Below are 17,881 nucleotides of genomic sequence, written 5' to 3'. Positions count from 1 at the left end.
GTTGACGACGTGGTTCGTTTCGGCGCGGGCGCGTCAAAACCGCAGCCGCAGGATCGACGCCTCGCCGGGCCCGGAATCGGTGGCGGCACCGTTCTCACCGGCCGTGGGAGGGGGTGCGGTTCCGGTGCCGGACTCGTCGTTCGACACCGACCGCGCCGAACCGTCGTCGCGGTCCAGCCAGAGCCTGCGACGTCGGAACCTCGGCGCGGGCAACGGTGTTCGTACTCGCTCCCCCCTTACGCCCCGTGGCGATTCGAACGAGCTGACCACGGCGTGGGCGTTCGTGCCGCCGAGTCCGAAGGAACTGATCCCGGCGATTCGTGGCCCGTCCCCGACGGACCACTGCTCGGGAGTCGTGACAGGGGTGAACGGGGAAGAGCCGAAGTCGAACCGTGGATTGGGCTCCCGGCAGAACAGCGTCGGCGGCAGTGTTCCGTGCTCCACGCCGAGTACGGCCTTGATCAGGCCGGGCATTCCCGCCGCGCTCAGCAGGTGTCCGACCGAGGACTTGACGCTGCCGATCGCGCAGTAACCGGTGTCCGAGGTGTCCGCACGGAACACCTCCGACAACGCACGCAGCTCGATGGGGTCACCGATGCGGGTCGCCGTGCCGTGTGCCTCGATCAGCCCGATTTCCCGTGCGTTCCTGCCCGCCCGTCGCAACGCCTTGCGGACGACATCCGCCTGGGCCTCCGGGTTCGGGGTGGTCAGCCCCATGGTGTTGCCGTCGTTGCCCACGGCCACGGCATCGATCACCGCGTGCACGCGGTCACCGTCACGAACGGCGGCGTCCAACGATTTGAGCAGCACCATGCCCATGCCCTCCCCCGGAACGAAACCGTCGGCGGAGGCGTCGAAGGTGGCGCACACGCCGCGCGACGACAGCGCTCCGGCTGCACTGAACTCCAGATAGGGTTCCTCGTCGAGCAGCACTTCCACGCCGCCCGCGAACGCGGCCTCGGACTCGCCGGAGAGCACGCTGCGGCAAGCGAGCTGCAGTCCGACCAGTGCGGAGGAACAAGCGCTGTCGACCACGAAGGTCGGGCCTCTGAGGTCGTACTGATGGGCGGCCCAAGCGGCGATGAAGTTCTGATCGCCCCCGAGCCCGGGCGACAGTCCCCGCGCGCGGGCACGGGTTCGGTACCCCGACATCCTGGCTCCGGCGAATGTCCCGATGTCGCGCCCGGCCAGTTCGTCAGCGGTGTACCCCGCGTCCGCGAGGCAGTGTTCGGTTCCCTCCAACCACATCCGTATGGCCGGATCGAGCGACATCGCCGATTCATCGGAGAGTCCGAACCGTTCCGCGTCGAAGAACTCGATGTCCTCGACGAAACCTCCCCATTTGCTCATCGATCCACCGTTCCGCCGGAACGGGTCGTACAACGTGGAAACGTCCCAGCGAGTGGCGGGAACCTCCGTCACGGCGCATCGGGAGGCGAGCAGATTGGTCCAGAAGGTGTCGAGGTCCGGCGCCCCGGGGAACCGGCAGGACATTCCGATGATCGCGACCTTGTCCGAGCTCTCGCCCGATGCCGCGGGATCGGGCGCCGCGCCCGCCGTGGCGGCCGAATGCGGTACGGCACCGTTCTCATGCGGTACGGCACCGTCGTCCGCCGGGTCCTCGGAGCGTTCCGAAGCGACGACGTGTTCCCGCAGCTTCGCGGCGAGTTCGCCCGGAGTGGGGTGGTCGAACAGCAACGCGGGATCCACCGGGACACCCAGTTCGCCTTCGATGTCGGAGGTGAGCTCGCCCAGCATCACCGACTCGACCCCCATGTCGGAAAAGGTCTCGTCGGGCTCCAGCCGATCCTTCGGAACCCCGGTTCGCCGGGAGAGCACCTCGGCCAGCCAACCGGGTAAGCGTGGCCCGGACTCCTCGGCCGGGGAGTGGAAAACCGTGCTCGGGCGATCCCGCGCGGACGAGACGTGCCGGTTGTCCGCGTCCCGCGTTCCCACCGAACCAAGCACCGACCCCGCGGAGTCGTCCCGCCCGCACGACCTCTCGGAAACCTTCCGGACCTCGGGCCGGACCACCACGCTCCCCGGGGAGTCAGCGGCCAGGACAGCGTCCAGTACGGACATCCCCTCGGAATCGGTCACGGAGCCGATGCCGAGTGCCTCACATGCTCCGGCGTATTCCGCCCCACTTCCACTTTCGAGCCACACCGGCCAGTCGATCGTGCGATGCCACGGTTCACCCGAACGAGCCCGCACGGAAGCGAGCAGGTCCAACGCGGTGTTGGCGGCGGCGTAGTCGGCCATCCCCACCGCCAGCCGGGGAAGCACCGCCGAGAGCGAGGAGAATCCGACGAAGAAGTCCGGGCGATCATCGGCGCACAGTTCGGCCAGGACCTCGAAACCCTCGACCTTGGGCTCGGCGACCTCGTCGATGTCGACGAGGTCCTTGTGCACCAGTGCGGGCTTCCCCCTGGAGGAGACCCCCGCACAGTGCACGACGCCCGCGATCGAACCGGACTCCGACCGCACCCTGCCGAGGAAGTCCGCGACGGAGCGCCGGTCGGTTACCGATCCGGTGTGGACCAGAACGGTCGCGCCGGACCTCTCCAGAGCGAGAATCCCGTTCACGGTGTCGGCGGTTCCGGAGTCGAGACCGGGATCGTCCCAACGTTCACGGGGCGGTAACGGACGACGTCCGAGCAGCGCGACACTCCTGGCTCCCCTGCGCACCAGGTGCTCGGCCACCGCGGCACCGATACCGCTCGTCCCACCGCTCACCAGGTAGGAACGGGTTGGGTCCAGCTCGACGGGCTCGGAAGCGGGGAACCACCGCCGTAGCGCGGGCGTCGAACGCTCGCCGTCGCGAACGCGGACCTCGCTCTCACCGCCTGCCACGGACCACTCGCGCAGGATGTCTCCGGCCACGGTCGACGGGTCGTCGACGTCAGCGTCGGTGTCGAACACCTCGGATCGCACGCCGTCGTACTCGGCCCCCAGCATCCGCACGAACCCGGCCAGCCGCGCCCCCGCCGGATTGGGCGGTGGTCCGTCCGCCCCGAACAGACCGCTGGTCACCTGCATCACTCGCCGCAACGGGCGGTGCGGAACGTCCAACAACCGTCGCAACACCGTGAGCCTGTTCGTCCAGTACCGGTCCCGGTGGGGACGGCGCAGGTCGCACAGATCGACGACACCGTCGTAGTCCCCGGGCGGCCCGGCGGGGTCAACGGTGTCCTCCCGCGCGAGATCCACGGTCGTTCCCACTCGCCCGAACAGCTCCGCGAGCGTCTCGGCCACGGGACGCACCTGGTCGCGGTACAGACACAACACCCGTCGTGCGGCGGGGAGCGCTTCGGAGGACTCGACCGGAGCGGGCTCCCAGTGCCTGCGGTACAGCGGGACTTCGGTCGTCCCGGAACCGGTGAACGCTTCCCCTGGGGCGTTCACCGGATCGACGCCGGGCGCGTTCCGATCGGTCGCCGTGGAACCGGCTTCCGGGAACCAGTGGTGTTCCGACTCGTAGGGATAGGTCGGCAACGAGAGCAGTCGCGGACCGTCGGCGTTCCGGTTCCTGGTTCGGTCCACAAGACCGCCCTCGGACCAGTGAGCGGCGATCTCGGATGCCGTGGCGCGGTCGAAGTCCCTTCCCACGAGTTCCGGCGGGACGGACTCACCTCTGGCCGCGGTTCGTCCGGTGAATATCCCGGTGTCGGGGTCCGAGCGCCCACCGCTTCGGAAGCGTTCCAGCGAGGCACGCAGGTCCGAGAGGTCCGAGGCCACGATCCCCAGCCGTTCCCGCATGGGTTCGCGGCCGACCCGGAGCGTGTGGGCCACGTCCGCCAGTCGTGCGTGGCCGGCCCCGCACGACCACTCGGCGAGACGACCGGCCAGCCTGCGCAGGGCTTCCGGCGTACGAGCGGAAAGCAGCACCGCCCGGTCCCGGTCCTCGTCCTCCGTCGCGGCGGAACCGGCGTCCCGGAGTCGGCGTGGGTACTCCTCCAGGACGACGTGGGCGTTGGCGCCCCCGGCACCGAAGGAACTGACCCCGGCTCTCCTGGGGACACCGTCGTGCCGGGCAGGCCAGGGTGCGTTCTCCCGCTGCACCCGGAACGGCACCTCGCTCCAGTTCACGTTGGGGTTGAGCGTTTCGGCGTGCAGGCTCGGAACCAACCGGCCGTGCCGCAGTTGAAGCAACGCCTTGGTCAGCCCGGCCACACCTGCCGCCGCCTCCAGGTGACCGATGTTGGACTTGACCGATCCGATGGGGCACTCTCCGAGATCGCCGTCCCGATCGCCGAACACGGCGCGCAGCCCTTCGATCTCGACCGGGTCCCCCAACGGTGTGCCGGTGCCGTGGGCCTCGATGTAGCCGATGGTCTCCGGTTCCACTCCGGCCCGGAGCAACGCCGAGCGCACCACACTCGCCTGTGCGGCGGGGTCGGGCACCATGTAGCCGTTGGTTCTGCCGCCGTGGTTGACCGCGGTGCCCCTGATGACGGCGTGAACCCGATCCCCGTCCTCGACGGCGGTTCGCAGGGGTTTGAGCAGCAGCGCGCCGACTCCCTCACCCGGCACGAAACCGTCGCCACCCGCGCCGAAACCGTGGCAGCGTCCATCGCTGGACGTCATTCCGAGCCTCGACTGCTGCACGAACTTGTTCGGATGCAACGAGAGATTGACCCCGCCGGTGATCGCGGCAGCGCACTCACCGCGTCGCAGGCTCTCCACCGCGAGGTGCAACGCCGTCAGCGAGGCCGAGCACATGGTGTCGACGGTCATGCTCGGGCCGAGCAGGTTCCAGGTGTGCGAGACCCGGTTCGCCACACCTGCCAGGGCGGATCCGGTGGGCATCGGTGATCCGGTTCGCCACGCGTGCTCGATGCCGAAGTAGGGGTACTCGTTGTACATCGATCCGACGAAGACCCCGACCCGGCCGGAGTACCACTCGTGCAGTAGGTCGGGCGGGCAACAGGCGTCCTCCAACGCCTCTCTGGTGACTTCGAGGAACAACCGCTCCTGTGGGTCCATGAGCTCAGCGTCACGCGGCACGATGCCGAACACCGCGGCGTCGAAGGCGGCGACGTCGCGAAGGAAACCACCGCGCATGGTCTCGGGCGAGGGCCATCCCTCCCGATGTCGCTCGGCGGGGAACGACGTGACGCAGTCCTCGCCCGAGCAGAGGTTGCGCCAGAACTCCTCCGGGGAATCGGCCCACGGATAACGTCCCGCCACCCCGACGATCGCCACCGGCTCGGTCGAGGTGTCGGAGGGAACGAACGACCCCGAGTCCGACTCCCCCGAGTCGGACGAGGACGGTGTGAGCACGCGCGACGGGGCCGTGGCGGTATCCGCACGACGGGGAGCGTCCCCCAGGGCGGCCAAGGCGGTGGCCACACCGTGCAGCGTGCGGCACTCGAAGAACAGCGTGCGGGCGACCCCGGAACCGTAGTCCCGGACGAGTCGCTCATTCAGCCTCGTGACCAGCCACGAGTTGAGCCCGTAGTCTTCGAGCGGAGCGTGTACGTCGACACTCCGCTCGTCCAGTTCGGCGATCTCGGCGAACAGACTCCGCAGATAACGCACGGCATCGGCCACGACCGTGGACACCTCGTCGGTGGTCGGAGCGGATTCCGGCTCGTCGGGGAGCCGTTTCGACGCGAACGGATAGGTCGGCAGCACGATCCGTCTCGCGGAATCGCCGTCGGCGAGCGCCCCCCAGTCCACTTCGGCTCCCGCCACCCAGGCCCGGGCGAGGTGCGCCGGTTCGACCGGGCCGGGGGCGAGCCCTTCGTTCGCCTGCTCACCCTCCTGCCCGTGGGTCGCCGTTCCGGTGACGACACGGGGATGCGGACGGCCGGACGCGTGGGCGTCCAAGCCCTCCAACAGGGTGTCGAAGTCCTCGCAGACCACGGCGAGCCGATGGCGCAGCGCGATCCTCCCCCGCCGCGAGGTGTGTGCGGCATCGCGCAGTGCGGGGGCAGTGCCGGTCTCGACACGACGAGCGAGGTCCCGGTGCGTCACACGGGCGTACTCCGCCAGCCGCTCCTCGTCCTGGGCCGAGAGCACGAAGACCGTGCCTGCCGAGGACCCGGTTTTCGCGGGGCGTGGAGCGTGCGGCTCGTCCGGGACGGAACGAAGCACCACGTGCCCGTGGGAGCCGGTGGCACCGACCGCGTTGACCACCGCGCGTACCGTGCCGTCGGGCACGGCGGAGTTCCAGGCAAGAGATCGATCGGCGAACCGCAGCGGGGATTCCTCCCAAGGTGGCAGCGCGCTGCGATGTTCGGCGAGCGGGGTGGGTGGCAACCGACGGTCCCGCATCTGGAACAGCACCTTGGTCAACTGCGAGATCCCCGAAGCGGCTTCGAGATGGCCGATCAGGGGCTTGACGGTGCCCGCGGGCAGTTCCGAACCGGCGGCGCCGAACACTCGCGAGACCGCCTCGACCTCGGCCGCGTCGGAGAACGCCGCCCCGGATGCCGAGCACTCCATGTAGTCGATCTCGAACGGCTCGCGTCCCGCGTTGTGCAGCGCTGCCCGCAGGGACTCCTCGAACGCGGCGGCGGACGGCGTGGCGAATCGACTCCGGCTCCCCGTGTGCCCGAGCGCTGTCCCCTCGATCACGCCCAACCGCGTGTCGCCGTCGCGAAGCGCTTCGGCGGAGCGACGAAGCAGTACGGCTCCGGCCCCCTCGCCCGGGGTCCAGCCCGCGGCCTCGGCGTCGTAGGCACGTGGTGAACGAACTTCGGCCGTGAAACCGAGCCGACGCAGCACCCCCAGGTGGTAGGGATGGGTGAACAGGTTGACCGCGGCCACCAGCGCGGCGTCACATTCCCCGTCGCGCAGGCTCCCGCAGGCCAAATGCAGTGCGGTCAACGCGGCGGAGCAGGAAGTGTCCACAGCCACGCTGGGGCCCCGGAAGTCGAAGGCCGCGGAGATCCTGTTGGCCGTCTCGGAGGCTGTCGCCGAGATGTCCGCGTTCCCGCCCCCGGCGAAGGCGGCGGCACCCGTCAGTTGATGGTCCTGCCACATCCCCGCCGTGAAGACCCCCACCCTGCCGGCCTCTTCGTGCAGCGAGGTGGGGGTGTGGCCCGCGTGTTCCAAACACTCCCAGCAGGTTTCGAGCAACAACCGCAGCTGCGGGTCGAGAGTCCTCGCCTCCGCCGGGGACACGCGGAACAGCAGCCCGTCGAAGGTGTCCACATTCGACAGCCAGCCGCCCGGCGGCCCGCCGGTTCCGGCGTCCTCCCCGAGCACGGTGGCGCGACGCCCGGAAGGAACGTCACGGATGGCAGCACGGGATTCCAGGAGGTTCCGCCACAACTGTTCGGGATTCTCGGCCCCGGGATAGCGGCCCGCCACGCCGACGACCGCCACCTCGTCGGCACGTTCCCCCCGAGTTTCCCGGGCGGCACTCGGCTCGGCGAGCTGTCCGCTCTTCTCCGCCGCGGGAGCGGTGTAGTTCGGCAACGAACCGTCCGAAGCCGTCGAGGGGTGCTCGGCGGGGCCACCGAGCATCGCGTGCAGATAGACATCGGAGCTCTTCAGACCGAAGGCCGACCGCAGCGGCTCGAAGGAGAGCGTGCCGATCGGACAGAGCCCGATCCCGGAGCGGGCTTGCCCGGACATGAGCAGCTGGCCCATGTAACCCGCTTCCAGCATGAGCAGCCGCTCGGCGTCGGCACCGTAGATCGGCGCTATGCCGTCCTCGCGCCCCACGAGGTAGATGCCGAATCCGGCCGCGTCGAACAGCGGCCGGTTGTGCACGAAGTGCTCGTTGCGGGTGAGCGGTTGTTCCCGGCTGATACGCCACAACGCGTGCTCGTACGGCTCGTAGTGGTAGAGGCCACCGGAGAGGCCCTCGACGGCCTCCGGCCGCACATGCAGGTAAACCTGCACCGAGTAGGTGTCTCCCGCGGAGGGGTGGAGTCTGCGCCCGCCCTCGGCACCACTTCCGTGGGCCAGCAACTCCAGCAACCGTGTGAAGGATTCGAGCGGCAGGCAGCGTTCGCCGAACTCACGGTGGCTGGAACGCCAGGTGAACTGCTGCGCCGCGAAACCGTACCGTGACAGCGGCACGGATTCCTCGCCCGGAAGCGGACGTCGCCGGTTCCACTCCCCAGACTTGAACGCGTCCCTGGACTCCCGCGAGAAGAAATCCACGGGTTCGGGCCCGTCCTCCTCGGGGGCGGGCGGCGACGATGTCCGGGAGGAGTCATCCGTTCCGGCAGTGGTCTCACCTTGCTCGGTTCCGGGTGATTCCGCGAGTCTCGGTGCCAGCCATCTCGCTATTCCGTTGACGGTCGGGTTCTCCAACAGCACCGCCACCGGAACCCGAACACCGTGACGACTGCGCAGCTCGCCGGAGACACGGACCATGGTGAACGAGGTCGCGCCCATGTCCCAGAGATCCTCGTCCGGGCGGATCGCCGTGTCGTCGAGATAGGCGGCGAACGTCTCCGCGATCTCGCCCACCAGCTCCACCGGTGGCGAATCCCCTGCGCTGGCGTCCCCTGCGCTGGCGTCCCCTGCGCTGGCGTCCCCTGCGCTGGCGTCCCCTGCGCTGGCGTCCCCTGCGCTGGCGAGCGTTTCGTCCTGTTGTCCGCTCCGTCCCTCGGCCATCTCCAGCAGGCGGTCACGATCGAGCTTGCCGTTCCCGGTCGCCGGATAGGAGTCCAGGTACACGACCTGGTTGGGCACCATGTAATCGGGCAGTGTCGCGGCGCAGTGCGATCTGATTCCAGAGATTCCCGGCGGGTCGGCGACATCGGCACGCAGGAACGCGACCAGTCTCTCGTCGGAGGAAGCGGCACCGCCGGGAACCACCACCGCGTCCTTGACCGCGTCGTGCTCCCGCAACCGGTGTTCGATCTCGCCCGGTTCGACCCGAAAGCCGCGAATCTTGAACTGGCTGTCGGCCCGCCCCAGGAAACGCAAGTCCCCTGTGGACATCCAGCAGGCACGGTCCCCGGTACGGTAGAGCCTGCTGCCGGGTGGTCCGTACGGATCGGGAACGAAGCGTTCCGCCGTCAGCGCGGGGCGGTTGTGATAGCCCGTGCTCAGACATTCACCACCGATGTAGAGATCGCCCGCCACCTCCGCACGGCAGGGCGACAGCTCTTCGTCGAGCACGCGGTAGACCGCGTTGTCCATGGGCTTGCCGTACGGGATGCTCCGCCATTCGGGGTCCACCTCACCGACGACGTAGAAGTTGGACCAGACGGTCGCCTCGGTCGCACCGCCGAGGCTGACCACTACCGAGCCGGGAAAAGCGGCACGGATCTCGTCCGGCAGCGGTAGCGGAGTGTAGTCGCCGCTGAGGAAAACCAGCCGCAACGAGGACGTCCCCTCGGAACCGCGTGCGTCCGGCAACAGCGGTGCCAATTGATTGAGCGTGGTGGGAGCCGAGTTCCAGAAGGTGATGGGCTCCCGCAACAGCAGTTCGAGCAGCAGCTCGGGGTCCCTGCGCTGCTCGTCGTCGGTGACGTAGAGCGCGGCACCGCTACCGAGCAACCCGAGTATGTCGAACACCGAGAGGTCGAATCCGAGCGAAGTGACGCACAGCCCCATGTCACCGGGGCCGAACCACCAGTTTCGGTCACACCAGTCGACGAGGTTGAGCAGCGGCCGGTGGGTGACGGCCACACCCTTCGGACGTCCGCTGCTGCCGGAAGTGAAGATGACGTAGGCCGTGTTGTCCACATCGGCGACGGGCTCGGGATCACCCGCCTCGGACGGCTGTACGTGGGTGACGTCCAACGGCACCAATCCCGGCGGGAGTGCCGGATCGGAACGCTCGGCGTCGGTGAGCACGTACTTCAGCCGGGTATCCTCGACGAGATGCTCGATGCGCTCGACGGGCAGCGAAAGATCCATCGGAACGTAGAAACCGCCCGCCTTGAGCACGCCGAAAACGGCCACCACCATCTCCGGGCCACGAGCGAGGTGAATGCCCACCGGCGTCTCGGCCGCCACCCCGAGTTCGCGGAGCCGGCGGGCGAGCCCGTTGGCACGCCGGTTCAGCTCCCCGTAGGTCATGACACCGCCGGACCAGCGCACCGCAGTGGCATCGGGACGCTGTCGCGCGTGCTGTTCGAACAAGGTGTGCACCGGCGCCGAGTCGGAGAAGGGGACGACGGCACCCTCGCCCGCGAGCAACAACCGCCGCTGCTCGGCGGCCGATCCGATATCCCGCCCGATGTCCTGCCGGTGGACGTGCTCCGGCCCGCCCACGTCCGCGCACCCCGCTTCGCGCGTCATCGCGGCGGTTCGGCGGGTTCCCTCCCACCACTCGGTCTCGCCCGCGGCCAGTTCGCGCAACCGGTTCCGGTAGCGTTCGAACAACTCCGCGACCGAGGGCGTGTCATCGGTTCCGCCGGAGGTTTCCACCGCGAAGTCCTCCAGAACGACGTCCCAGTGGAACCGCAGCTCGTCGCCTTCCTCGATGGCGATGCAGTCCAGCGAGACGCCGGGGGTGCAGGTGAGCCAGTGGCCGGGGCGCACCCCGGAAGGCAACGGGGAGTCGCCGAGCCGCAGGATTCCGGTGTAGACGACCGGCAGTTCGAACCCGCCCCGCTCCTTCATCGTGCGACGACGCAGTTCACCGAGACCTGCCAGACCGTCGGATCCGGCGTGCCGAACGTCCTCGTCGACGGTCAGTCGGTATCGCCGTGCTCGTTCGGCGGGAACCGATTCGTCCGCGCTCCGGGCCACCCAGCTCAATTCAGTGAACTCACCCGGCCGCATCGGAGCGGACCGGGGGTTCCACCGCACCACGGGCAGCGTGAACGGCGCGTCGAACCGCTCCGCGAGAACCTCGGCGAACACCGTGAGCAGCACGTCGTCGCCGTGGAGTCCCGCTTGCGCAGCACGGTCCCGGAGCGCCCGCCAGCCGGTCAGCAGGCCGTCGTACCTGACCCTCCGTCGGGAAGTGCCCGCGGCGGGGGGATCCACCCGCGGCCCGGGAGGCAACTCGGCTACCCGCTGTTGCCAGTAGGACCGGCGAGTCGCGGCGTCCGGCGGCGGGTTCTCGGAAGTCGTCCCGGTCTCCCCGGACGGGTGCGCGCGCGGAGCCGCCGTGGGATCCTCGTACAGTCGCACGAGCTCGCGCAGCAGGAAATGGATGCTCGGGCCGTCCAACAGCGTCAGATCGAGCGCGCAGTGCACCGTGCCGGAACCATCGGCCTCGATCGTCAGCCGCAGATCGGAGTGCGGACCGCGATCCAGCGGGTACGCCCGTGCGACCATCTCCTCCCGCATGAGCTGTACCGTCTCGGCGGGGTCGGCGAGACCACGGGTGTCGAGCACGGGAATGTGGCGGCGGGTCGGCCGCTCCGAGCTCGTGCGTACCACTCCCTCGGAGCCGACAGTGCCGCGCAACATCCGGTGGGCCGCGGCCAGCCGGAGCCACGCCGATTCGAGCCGCTCCGGATCCGGTTCGGACACGTGAAACGAGTGACAAACCTGGCACCCGTTCCAACCGGCGGCCTCACCGATGTCGGTGCAACGTGCCACGTAGTAGGCCTGCTGCAACGGATTGAGCGCGTGCTCGACGCTCCCCTCACGCTGCTCGCTCGCGGCGTCGAGCAGTATGTTCCCGAACAGCGCGAAGAGGTTCTCGACGACTCCCGGTTCGAAGTCCGAGGGCACCACGTCCCAGCGGTAGTGCAGCGCTCCGTCCTGCTCCCACATCTGGTGGTCGAGCGAAACGCCGGTGGTCTGACTCACCGCATAGCTCACCGAATCGGCGAAGCCACCGCTCCCCGGCTCCCGTGCCCCGGAGTCGAGCAAGGAGGTGAAGACCACAGGCGGTGACTGTCTTCTGGCGACACGCAGGGCTTCCACCCCACTCACCCGGGAGTGGGCGAGGTCCTGCCAGAGTTCGCGGTGAATGTCACGAGCGGTTTCCGCCCGGGAGCGGCCGATCGACGCGTCGACCGCGAGGACCGTGGTCGAGGTGAACGGCCCCACCGTTCGCTCGGAACCGTGGGGGAGCATGCCACGGAAACTCGTGGTGAGCACCAACGAGCAGTACGACCGCCCCCCGTTGCGGTACAGCGCCTCGACGAACAGCGCCAACACGTAGGTGGTCGGGGAAGCGCCTGCCCGCTGGGCGGCACGGCACAGAGCCGCCCAGTCCGAGGCGTCGAGCGAACCGCTCATCGGAGTGCGTAGCGGACAGGGGCCGTCCGCGGGTGGTTCCTGGGACTCGGACACCCGCGTCAGTCCGGGTCCCGGGGGAAGCTCGGCGAGGCGCTCGGTCCAGTAGTCCAGATCCTCGCGGTAGCGTTGCCCCGATCGCTCGGCCCGCAACGCGTCCAGACACTCGCCCAGCCCGGGAGCTTCCCCCTCCGATCGCGGGGTTTCGCCGGCCCCGGTTTCCTCGGCCCCGCCGAGGTAGTTGTTCCACCAGTCCTCGAACAACAAGCCCAGCCCGACACCATCGGTCAAGAGACCGTCGAGGGCGAAGTGCACCGTACTGCTCCCGTCTGGGACATGGGTGACCTCGATGGCGAACAGTGGCCCGTCCCCGACGGGGAAACCACGGTGGGACAACGAGTGCCGCACTTCACGCAGCCTGCGGTGAACGCTTCGCTCGTCGCTGCCCGACATGTCGTGGACCGGCATGTCCCAGGGAAACGGCTCGTCCAGTACTCGCTGTCGCCCGTCCGCACCTATCGCGGTACGCAGCGCCTCGTGACGACGCACCACCCGGTCCCACGCCGAACGCAGCCGTCGCGGGTCGAGGTTTTCCACCGTGAATTCCCGGTATAGGTGACATCCGAGGGAATCGGGCCCGAATCCGGCTTCCTTCGCCACCAGGTAGGACTGTTGGATCGGGGTCAACGGCAGCGCCACGTCCGACTCGTCGGTGATCCCGCCTGCCGCCATCGCCGCGGCAGTGTCCTCGGATTCGTTACGAGCCCCGGAACCGAGCTCCGAGGCGACCAGCTCCACGAGTTCACGTACCCCGGAACACTCTCCCAGCCGGTCCGGCGGCAGTTCGACGCCGAAGTGACGCTTCAGCTCGAACCACAGGCGAGTGGCGCCCAGGGAGTCCATTCCCTGCTCCCGCAACGGCGTGTCCCACAACGGTTCGGCGTCCTCCGGAAGCACTCCGGCCAGCACGGCACGTACCACCGATTCCGTGTCCCCGATGTCCGCACGGGCCGCCATCCACCCGGCATCATTCGTCGATGTCACGACAACAACCCCGCACAAATTCTCCGAAAGAGCGGATCCACTGCCCCCGGTGATATCCCGACAGGATGAACGCGGACGAGCGAACTCCCGCACGAGAACGGTTTTCCCGGATTCAGACAGAAAGCTGTAGATACTTGTTGAGACGCGCTTCGTTCACTTCGATAAAAGCTCCCGGCAACGTACGTATAAAACCGTCCGCACGGAAGCGTTTCAGGAAATAACCCACCCTGGACCTGGTCGTTCCGACCATTCCGGACAGTTCTTCCTGCGTGATGTACTGCTCTATCAGCAGCCGGTCGGTGTCACGCCGCCCGAGCTTCCTCGCCAGCCTGAGCAGCGTGGCCGCGAGGCGTTTCTCGCTGTCCACGGTAACCAGATTGGTGATCACCTGCTGCTGCTCAGCCATACGTCCCACCAGATAGGTGACGAACTCCTCCAGAGCTCCGTTCGACGCGAGCGCGGCGAGGAAGCGGTCACTCGGAATGCGCTTGAGCACCACCTCGGTCATGGCGGTCGCCTCCTCGGAGCGTTCCGCGTTCAACAGACAGCTCTCGCCGAACAGATCCCCCGCGGTGTGTATCGCCAACAGGCAGCGCTTGCCGGACTGGGAGAGCATCGAACTCTTCACCTGACCGCGGGAAACCAGGTAGACGACCGGATCGGACTTACCACAGGTGTAGATGTTCTCGCCCCTCTCCAGAACATCCTCTCGTATTCCCGAGCCGGCAGCTTCGAGCAGGCGGTTGTACCACCCGCATTCTGACCGCTTATCCGACATGTACACTCCGTTTGGGTAGGTCCCCTGAGCGCGACACCACTACAGTACAAACCAGACGAAGTAAATTGTGGACATTCCAGGGCGCCGTCCCGTCGTGCTCAAGAATTGCGTCAGCACCACTCCAGCGGAACATCCGGCGCGGCTCCAGGAAAAACTCGTCACCCACCTCTCTCCCGAAGAAAACGTCCGGCGATCTCCGTCAGCTCCCCGCCCGCGGCGAAGAGCGACAGGTGGTTTCCGTGCGGAGCCACGTACAGCTCGGCCGAGGGAAGTCCCGAGGCCACGGCGTGGGACCCCGCGGGGTGCGCGGTGTGGTCGTCCTCGCTGGTGACCACCAGCGTGGGCTGCTCGACCCGGCTCAGCAGTCCACGCACGTCGTGCGCCATCAGGGCACCGTTCAACCGGCAGTACCGGTAGAGCAGTTCGGAGTCGCGGTAGGGATAACGCACCATCTCCGCGATCTCGGGGGGCAGCTCGTCGGTGGCGGTGTCGCGAACGGTGCTCTGCACCATCGCGGCACTGTCCCGGCTCTCCGCCGCCATCTCCATCAACGCCTGGAGATTGCGTTGATGGCTCGTCTTCGGGCAATCCGCCCCGAGCTCGTAGTCGCCGTGCCACAAGCTCAACGAGGTCACTCGGTCCGGATGATCCGCTGCCATTCGCAACCCCAGTACAGCGCCGCCGCACAGCCCCATCACGTGGGCGTCACGTATCCCGTAACCGTCCAGAACGGCTAGCATGTCCCCGACCTGGTGCTCGACACCGGTGCCCAGCCGGTCGAACTCCGCGGCGGCACACACCGTCCGGCCGTTTCGCTCGTCGCCGAACATTCCGCGGGTCTCCCAGGTGAGCACGTAATGGTCACGTGCCAGGTGGCCGGCCCAGGGATCGCACAGGCCTGCGGGCATACCGCACGCCGAGGCGAGCAGCACGGCCGGATCGTCCGGATCACCGGCGGTGCGTACCGGTAGCAGGGCCCCGTCCGGGGCCGCGACACACGCCGATCCGAAATCCTCTGGTGCTCCGACGGCCATGATTACCGAGTTCCTTTCCCCCCGGACGTCCCGTCCGGAGACGCCCGAAGCACGAGGGGGTTGGTCAGGGACGGTGCCGAAAGGGATGTCCGCGGGTCGTCTCGGTCGCCAGGGGGTTGTGCCCGTAACGGTCCCGGCCACTGACGAGGACCGAGCCGTACCGGTCCAGGCTGACGCTGCCGCCGTACTCCTCGAGAATCTCGGTGTCGGGATAGACCCGCACCGATGTGGGTACGTAACGCCCGGCGAATCCCAGGCGCATGTTGTCGGTATTGCCCAGATGCGGTCGTGAGGCGTGCATGAGAGTGGACCAGAACATGATCGCCTCACCAGGACGCATCACGAGCGAGACGGCTTGATCCTCGTCCGGCTTCCAGTCCGGGTCCTTCTGCAGCTGCCGGTAGTCGTATCCGAAGAAGCCGCGGCGCACCCCGTCCTTGACCGAGCGGTTGATGGTGTCCGGGTCGTAGTGCATCCGCTTTGTCTCGTCGTAGTACATCGTCTGGTGCGTCCCGGGAATGAACTGAAGGCAGCCGGTTTCCTCGTCGGCTTCGGTGAAGGCCGTCCAGACGGTGATGGTCCCCCCGAAGTCCTCGATCCCCTCCGGCCACAGGATCTGCGGTTTGCCCGAGGCGTTGGCGAAGGTGTCCGCCTGGTGCCAGTCGGTACCCTCGTCGCCCGCGTATTTGGGGAAGAACTCGGAACGCCAGCACAGCACGTCCGGGCCGAGCACACTGGAAACCCGGTCCACGATGCCGGGCTCGGTCACGTGGTCGGCCAGTACCCGCGAATCGAGATGGCGGTCGTAGTTGGATATGTTGGTGTTGCCGGACTCGGCGGCACCGTCCTGGTAAACCGCTTTTTCCCGGTCCATGAGCCGAATGCGTTCCTTGCGCCAGATCCGCTCCATCTCCTCCGGCTCGTACACCTTGAACGGCCCCAGGAACCCACGTGCGTGGAACTGCGCGAGTTCCTGCTCACTGAGGGCGAATTCGCGGTTGGTGGTGATGTTTTCCGTGGTCATGTCGAAACTCCAATGCCGGTTCTCATCATGCGGACAACGCGAACGCGAGCCGTCTTATGGAGGCGTGTTCACCGATGGCGTCGATATCCACCCGAGCTCCCGATTCACGCCGGAGCTCCGCGATGATTCGCATCAACGAGAGCGAGGTGGCACCCGCGGCGAAAAGATCGTCGTCACTGTCGACGTCCGGGCGCTCCAGCACCTTGCCGACGATGCGGCTCACCAACTGTTCGGTCGTTTCGGTGGTGGACTCGTCCGCACCCTCGTCCGGGGCCTCATCCGGGGCCTCGGAGGCGGACTCGTGGGAGACGAAGGAGTCGAGCGCGTCGCGATCCGTCTTGCCCTGTTCGGTCAGCGGCAACTCGGTGATCACGCGGTACACGGCGGGACGCATGTGCGTCGGCAACCGCTCGCGGGCGGCTCCGGAGAGCCTCCGGAACAGCGGCTCCGCCGCCGTGTGCTCCGAAGGCAGCACGTAGGCCACGAGACGCCGGTCCCCGTCGTAATCGCGCGGTGCCACCACCACCGCGGCGACCCCGTCCTGCTCCTCCAGGCAGTGCTCCACCTCGCCCGGTTCGATGCGGTACCCCCGCACCTTGATCTGGTCGTCGACACGCCCCAGATAGATCAGATCCCCGTCCGGGCGACGTACTGCCCTGTCACCCGACGCGTACCAGCGGCCCTCCGCGTCGGTGACGAAACGCTCCGCGGTGAGCTCCGGACGTCGGAGATACCCCCGTGCCACTCCGGGGCCGTTGACTTGGATCTCACCAGCCGTGCCCGTGGGAACCTCCCGGCCTTCCCCGTCGACCAGTCGGACCCGCAGATCGGGCAACGGCACCCCGATCGGACTCCGATCCGGCGTACGAAGATCCGCCACACGGATCCGGCGGTACGTCACGTGAACCGTCGTCTCCGTTATCCCGTACATGTTGATCAGTTCCGGCTCGGTGTCGCCGTGCCGTTCGAGCCATCCGCGCAACGCGGAGAGGTCGAGACGTTCCCCGCCGAAGACGACGTAGCGGAGTTCGAGTTCGTCGTCCCCGCCACCTCGCTCCGCCGCGGCCGTGAGGGCACGGAATGCGGAAGGCGTCTGGCTGAGCACGGTCACTCGCTCTTCCCGCAGCAACGCGAGCACGCGCTCCGGCACGCGAGTCACGTCCCTCGGAACCACGACCAGGCGCGCGCCGTGCAGCAGCGCACCCCAGATCTCCCATACGGAGAAGTCGAAGCTGACCGAGTGGAACATCGTCCAGACGTCGTCCGGACCGAGATCGAGGAGCCGATCGGTGGTCTCGAACAGCCGCAGCACGTTGCGGTGTTCGACCACCACCCCCTTGGGAGTTCCCGTCGATCCCGAGGTGTGAATCACGTAAGCGGGGTCGTCCTCCCGGGGCCGCGGCGGGTCGGTCGCCCCGGTTGGTTCGGGGGGATCGACCGGCACCGTCGACACCCGTTGGTCCGCCAGCAGTTCGGCCCCGGCGTCGTCGGTGACGACGGTTCGCACCTGGGTGTCGGTCAACAGGAGTTCCGTACGCGCGGCCGGGAGCTCCGGGTCGAGCGGCACATAAGCGCCCCCCGCCTTGAGAACGGCCACGACTCCCACGACCAGGTCGATACCGCGCGGCAGGCAGAGCCCGACCAGCTCGCCCGCCTCGATGCCATCGGCGACCAGCCGACCGGCGAGTCGCCGTGCCCTGGCGTCCAGTTCGGCATAGGTCAGCGACCCCGAACCGGGCTCGGTCACGGCGAGGCGATCCGGTTGCCGCCGCACCACCGCTTCGAAGGCCTCGTGCGTCAACTCGGCCTCGTGATAATCGGAAGATCCGGTTCCCACCACCTGTATTCCCCCTCGTAACTCGGGCACCCTGCTGTGTCGGGCGA

5 protein-coding genes are annotated in these 17,881 nt (G+C 68.0%); all 5 read right to left on the bottom strand.

Annotated elements, in window-relative coordinates:
• Window positions 1-33: 33 nt before the first annotated feature.
• Window positions 34-13,161, bottom strand: coding sequence for an amino acid adenylation domain-containing protein (locus tag J2S53_RS17390; protein ID WP_456241853.1), 13,128 nt, complete (start codon window positions 13,159-13,161; stop codon window positions 34-36).
• 112 nt (window positions 13,162-13,273) lie between these two features.
• The gene (locus J2S53_RS17385; RefSeq protein ID WP_456241852.1) at window positions 13,274-13,939 is read right to left on the bottom strand and encodes a Crp/Fnr family transcriptional regulator; all 666 of its coding nucleotides are present in this window, start codon (window positions 13,937-13,939) and stop codon (window positions 13,274-13,276) included.
• Between the two features lie 158 nt (window positions 13,940-14,097).
• Entirely contained in the window at window positions 14,098-14,973 is an 876-nt protein-coding gene (locus J2S53_RS17380; RefSeq protein ID WP_456241851.1) for an alpha/beta fold hydrolase, read from the bottom strand.
• Between the two features lie 64 nt (window positions 14,974-15,037).
• On the bottom strand, window positions 15,038-15,997 hold the full coding sequence (locus J2S53_RS17375; RefSeq protein ID WP_456241850.1) for a chlorinating enzyme: 960 nt from the start codon (window positions 15,995-15,997) through the stop codon (window positions 15,038-15,040).
• A gap of 25 nt (window positions 15,998-16,022) precedes the next feature.
• Entirely contained in the window at window positions 16,023-17,837 is a 1,815-nt protein-coding gene (locus tag J2S53_RS17370) for an amino acid adenylation domain-containing protein (RefSeq protein ID WP_456241849.1), read from the bottom strand.
• Between the last annotated feature and the right edge of the window lie 44 nt (window positions 17,838-17,881).

It is taken from the genome of Actinopolyspora lacussalsi, assembly GCA_030803735.1.
GTDB lineage: Bacteria > Actinomycetota > Actinomycetes > Mycobacteriales > Pseudonocardiaceae > Actinopolyspora > Actinopolyspora lacussalsi.
This window is presented reverse-complemented; position numbering and strand designations above follow the sequence as displayed.

What these genes read in the sequence shown, in the direction of transcription:
- J2S53_RS17385 (WP_456241852.1), bottom strand. Translation starts at nt 13,939, where the DNA reads ATGTCGGATAAGCGGTCAGAATGCGGGTGGTACAACCGCCTGCTCGAA.
- J2S53_RS17380 (WP_456241851.1), bottom strand. Translation starts at nt 14,973, where the DNA reads ATGGCCGTCGGAGCACCAGAGGATTTCGGATCGGCGTGTGTCGCGGCC.
- J2S53_RS17375 (WP_456241850.1), bottom strand. Translation starts at nt 15,997, where the DNA reads ATGACCACGGAAAACATCACCACCAACCGCGAATTCGCCCTCAGTGAG.